Here is a 4190-nt window from a genome sequence, read left to right as displayed (position 1 = left end):
TCGGCCTGGTCGGTGCAGAAGCAGAAGCGCCTCGCCCAGGAGGGCCGCGAGGACGTCTCGCGCCAGAAGACGCTGGAGCGCGAGCAGGAATGGGTCTCGGCCTCGCCCAAGGCGCGGCAGGCCAAGAGCAAGGCCCGCATCCAGCGCTATGACGAGCTGGTGCAGAAGGCCTCGAACAAGGGACCGGACACGGCCCAGATCATCATCCCGATCGCCGAGCGGCTCGGCAACAACGTCGTCGACTTCGAGGAGCTGTCGAAGGGCTTCCAGGACAAGCTCCTGATCGACGGGCTCTCCTTCAAGCTGCCGCCGGGCGGCATCGTCGGCGTGATCGGCCCCAACGGCGCCGGCAAGACGACGCTGTTCAAGATGATCACCGGCGTCGAGAAGCCCGATGCCGGCACGATCAAGATCGGCGAGAGCGTCCAGCTCGGCTATGTCGACCAGAGCCGCGACTCGCTCGACGACAAGAAGAACGTCTGGGAGGAGATCTCCGGCGGCAACGACATCATCTATCTCGGCAAGCGCGAGATCAATTCGCGGGCCTATTGCTCGGCCTTCAACTTCAAGGGCGGCGACCAGCAGAAGAAGGTCGGCTCGCTCTCGGGCGGCGAGCGCAACCGCGTCCACCTCGCCAAGATGCTGAAGTCCGGCGCCAACGTCCTGCTGCTCGACGAGCCGACCAACGATCTCGACGTCGACACGCTGCGGGCGCTGGAGGAGGCGCTGGAGGATTATGCCGGCTGCGCCGTGATCATCAGCCATGATCGCTGGTTCCTCGACCGGATCGCGACCCATATCCTCGCCTTCGAGGGCGACAGCCATGTCGAATGGTTCGAGGGCAATTTCCAGGATTACGAGGAAGACAAGAAGCGCCGACTCGGCATCGACAGCACGATCCCGAAGCGCATCCAGTACAAGAAGTTCACGCGCTGAGGGCTTTCCTCGCCTTGCGGCGGATTTCGTGTTAGCTAGCCTAGCTAACGTCGCGATCCGCCGCGGGGGCAGAGATGACCGTCGTCAACGTCCATGAAGCCAAGACCAACCTGTCGCGCCTGATCGAGCAGGCGCTGCGGGGCGAGGAGGTCGTGATCGCCCGCAACGGCGTCCCGGCAGTCCGGCTGGTGCAGGTCGAGGCGGGCGCGGAACAGAAGCCGAAGCGCGAACCGGGATTCTGGGCCGGTCAGATCAAGGAGCTCGACCCGGATTGGTGGAAGCCCGACGACGATCTGGCAGACCTGTTCGAAGGTAGCGAGAGCTTCGAAGATCGCGATGGCAACTGGCTGAAGCCGAAGTGAGGCTGCTTCTCGACAGTCACATCCTGTTCTGGTGGGCGACAGGCCGGCTCGACCGATTGCCGCGGTCCGCGAGCGCCGCGATCGGCACTGCCGAAGACATTTTCATCAGCGTGGCGACGGTTTGGGAGCTTGAGATCAAGCGCAATGCCGGTCGCTTCGATATCGGCCCGCTCGATTGGGCGGCTTTGCCGAAAGGCGGCATGACCATTCTGCCGATCGAGATCGACGACGCCCTCGCCGCGGCCAGCCTGCCGCTGGTCCATCGCGATCCGTTCGACCGGATGATCGTGGCGCAGGCGATGCGGCGCGGGCTCACCCTCGTCACGGCGGATGGAACGCTGGCCGGCTACGGCGTTCCGATCCTCAAGGCGTGACCGCCCCGGCGATGCTCAGGCCTTGCCCTTCACCAGGATGCGCGCGTCGACGTCCTGGATGTCGCGCAGGCCGCAGAGCGCCATGGTGACGTCGAGCTCCTTGCGGATGATGTCGAGGCAGCGGGTCACGCCTTCCTCGCCCAGGGCGCCGAGCCCATAGAGGAAGGCGCGGCCGATCAGGACTCCGCGGGCGCCGAGCGCCACCGCCTTGATCACGTCCTGGCCGGAGCGGATGCCGCCATCCATCCAGACCTCCATGCGGCCGCCGACCTGCTCGACGATGCCGGGCAGCGCCGCGATCGCCGAGACCGCGCCGTCGAGCTGGCGCCCGCCATGGTTCGAGACGATCAGCGCGTCGGCGCCGCTCTGGACCGCGAGCTCGGCATCCTCGGCGTCGAGGATGCCCTTCAGGATCAGCTTGCCGCCCCAGCGCTCCTTGATCCACTTCACATCGTCCCAGCTCAGCGCCGGGTCGAACTGCTCGGCGGTCCAGGAGGAGAGCGAGGAGAGATCGCCGACACCCTTGGCGTGGCCGACGATGTTGCCGAAGCTCCGGCGCTTGGTACCAAGCATGCCCATGCACCAGCGCGGCTTGGTCGCCAGGTTGATGATGTTGGCGAGCGTCGGCTTCGGCGGCGCGGTCAGCCCGTTGCGGATGTCCTTGTGGCGCTGGCCGAGGATCTGCAGGTCGAGCGTCAGCATCAGCGCCGAGCAGCCCGCCGCCTTGGCGCGGCCGATCAGCCGGCCGATGAAGTCGCGGTCCTTCATCACATAGAGCTGGAACCAGAAGGGGGCATCGGTGTTCTGCGCCACGTCCTCGATCGAGCAGATGCTCATCGTCGAGAGCGTGAAGGGTACGCCGGCCTTGGCCGCGGCGCGGGCGGCGAGAATCTCGCCATCGGCGTGCTGCATGCCGGTAAGGCCTGTCGGCGCGAGGGCGACCGGCATCGAGACGCTCTGGCCGACCATGGTCGAGGCCAGCGTGCGGTTGGTCATGTCGACGGCGACGCGCTGGCGCAGCTTGATCTGGGCGAAGTCGGTCTCGTTGGCGCGATAGGTGCCTTCGGTCCAGGCGCCCGAATCGGCATAGTCGTAGAACATGCGCGGCACGCGGCGCTTCGCCTGGATGCGCAGATCCTCGATGGTCAAAAGCTGGGCCATGGTCGCCTTGTCCCGCATTGTCTTCGATGCGCTCGGTCGCATGGAATGTCGCGGGAGGCAACGGGTCGGCAAGAGCGAGGGCGCATGAGGCCGTGCTTCAGGCTTCGTTCAGGAGCGGGTTGCGATGCAGCCGGGTGGCGATGCAATGGTTGAGCCGCGCGGACCGATCCTGTAGGGCCGCCTTTCCCTGTTCTCTCAGCGAGACCTGTTCCATGCTTCTGCGGCTCGTTGCTGCGTTTCTGTTCTGCGGCCTTGCATCCGTCGGCTTCGCCCGGCAGGGGGTCGGCTGGAAGACCGGCCCCGAGGCGGCGGCGATCGAACGCAAGGTCGATGCGCTGATCGGCAGGATGACGCTGGAGGAGAAGGTCGGCCAGCTCCACCTTTCCGGCCGCGGCGAGGGCTTCGACATCGAGCAGGTCCGGAACGGCCGGATGGGCGCGGTGATGAACTTCGTCGTGCCGCAGGAGATCCGGCAGGTCCAGGAGGCGGTCAGGCAGTCGCGGCTGAAGATCCCGCTGATCATCGGGCTCGATGCGGTCCATGGCTTCTCGACCTATTTCCCCCTGCCGCTCGGCCAGGCGGCGAGCTGGAATCCGGAGCTGATCGAGCAGGCGGCCTACTGGACCGGGCGCGAGGCGAGCGCCGCCGGCGTCAACTGGACCTTCGCGCCGATGGTCGACATGTCGCGCGATCCGCGCTGGGGCAGGGTGCTCGAAGGCGCCGGCGAGGACCCCCATCTCGCCAGCGTCGTCGCGGCGGCCCGCACGCGCGGCTATCAGCGCGGCGGGGTGGCGGCGACGGTGAAGCATTTCGTCGGCTATGGCGCGGGCGAGGCGGGGCGTGACTACAACTCGACCTGGATCCCGACCAGCCAGCTGCACGACCTGCATCTACCGCCGTTCAGGGCCGCGTTCGACGCCGGCGCCATGACGGCAATGGCGGCCTTCAATGCGCTGAACGGCATGCCGGCCACCGCCCATCGCGGCATGCTGACCGATCTCTTGCGCGGCCAATGGGGTTTTCGCGGCTTCGTCACCTCGGATTTCGGCTCGATTACCGAATTGCGCCTGCACGGCATCGCCAAGGACGATGCCGAGGCGGCGCGCAAGGCGCTGCTGGCGGGCATCGACATGGACATGATGGGCGACGTCTTCCACAAGCATCTCGCCGGCGAGGTCGAGGCCGGCCGGGTGCCGGTGAAGGCGCTCGACGAGGCGGTGCGCCGGGTGCTGCGGGTCAAGTTCCATCTCGGCCTGTTCGAGCGGCCGGATGTCGACGTCGCCGCCGCGCCGGCGCTGATGCAGACGCAGGAAGCCCGCGAGGTGGCGCGCCAGATCGCGCGCGAGGGCGCGATCCT

General features: G+C 67.0%; 5 protein-coding genes. 4 read left to right on the top strand and 1 reads right to left on the bottom strand.

The window, feature by feature from the left end; translation table 11 throughout:
* The 3 genes from V6M56_RS12330 to V6M56_RS12320 form a co-directional block, all read left to right on the top strand.
* A partial coding sequence (locus V6M56_RS12330; RefSeq protein ID WP_332684080.1) for an ATP-binding cassette domain-containing protein occupies positions 1 to 936 on the top strand: 936 nt, incomplete at its 5' end.
* Between the two features lie 74 nt (positions 937 to 1010).
* Positions 1011 to 1298: a type II toxin-antitoxin system Phd/YefM family antitoxin gene (locus V6M56_RS12325; protein ID WP_332684078.1), complete on the top strand. Its 288-nt coding sequence runs from the start codon at positions 1011 to 1013 to the stop codon at positions 1296 to 1298.
* Positions 1295 to 1672, top strand: coding sequence for a type II toxin-antitoxin system VapC family toxin (locus tag V6M56_RS12320; protein ID WP_332684076.1), 378 nt, complete (start codon positions 1295 to 1297; stop codon positions 1670 to 1672). Before V6M56_RS12325 ends, V6M56_RS12320 begins: the two co-directional genes overlap by 4 nt.
* A gap of 15 nt (positions 1673 to 1687) precedes the next feature.
* On the opposite strand, the gene V6M56_RS12315 is transcribed toward V6M56_RS12320, so the two are convergent.
* Positions 1688 to 2833 carry an alpha-hydroxy acid oxidase gene (locus V6M56_RS12315; protein WP_332684074.1) on the bottom strand — a complete coding sequence of 382 codons (1146 nt, stop codon included), beginning with the start codon at positions 2831 to 2833 and terminating at the stop codon, positions 1688 to 1690.
* 212 nt (positions 2834 to 3045) lie between these two features.
* Between V6M56_RS12315 and V6M56_RS12310 the strand changes: the two genes are divergently transcribed.
* A partial coding sequence (locus V6M56_RS12310) for a glycoside hydrolase family 3 protein (protein ID WP_332684072.1) occupies positions 3046 to 4190 on the top strand: 1145 nt, incomplete at its 3' end.

The sequence above is a fragment of the Allobosea sp. genome, from assembly GCF_036675845.1.
Classification (GTDB): Bacteria; Pseudomonadota; Alphaproteobacteria; order Rhizobiales; family Beijerinckiaceae; genus Allobosea.
This window is presented reverse-complemented; position numbering and strand designations above follow the sequence as displayed.

What these genes read in the sequence shown, in the direction of transcription:
- V6M56_RS12315 (WP_332684074.1), bottom strand. Translation starts at nt 2,833, where the DNA reads ATGGCCCAGCTTTTGACCATCGAGGATCTGCGCATCCAGGCGAAGCGC.
- V6M56_RS12325 (WP_332684078.1), top strand. Translation starts at nt 1,011, where the DNA reads ATGACCGTCGTCAACGTCCATGAAGCCAAGACCAACCTGTCGCGCCTG.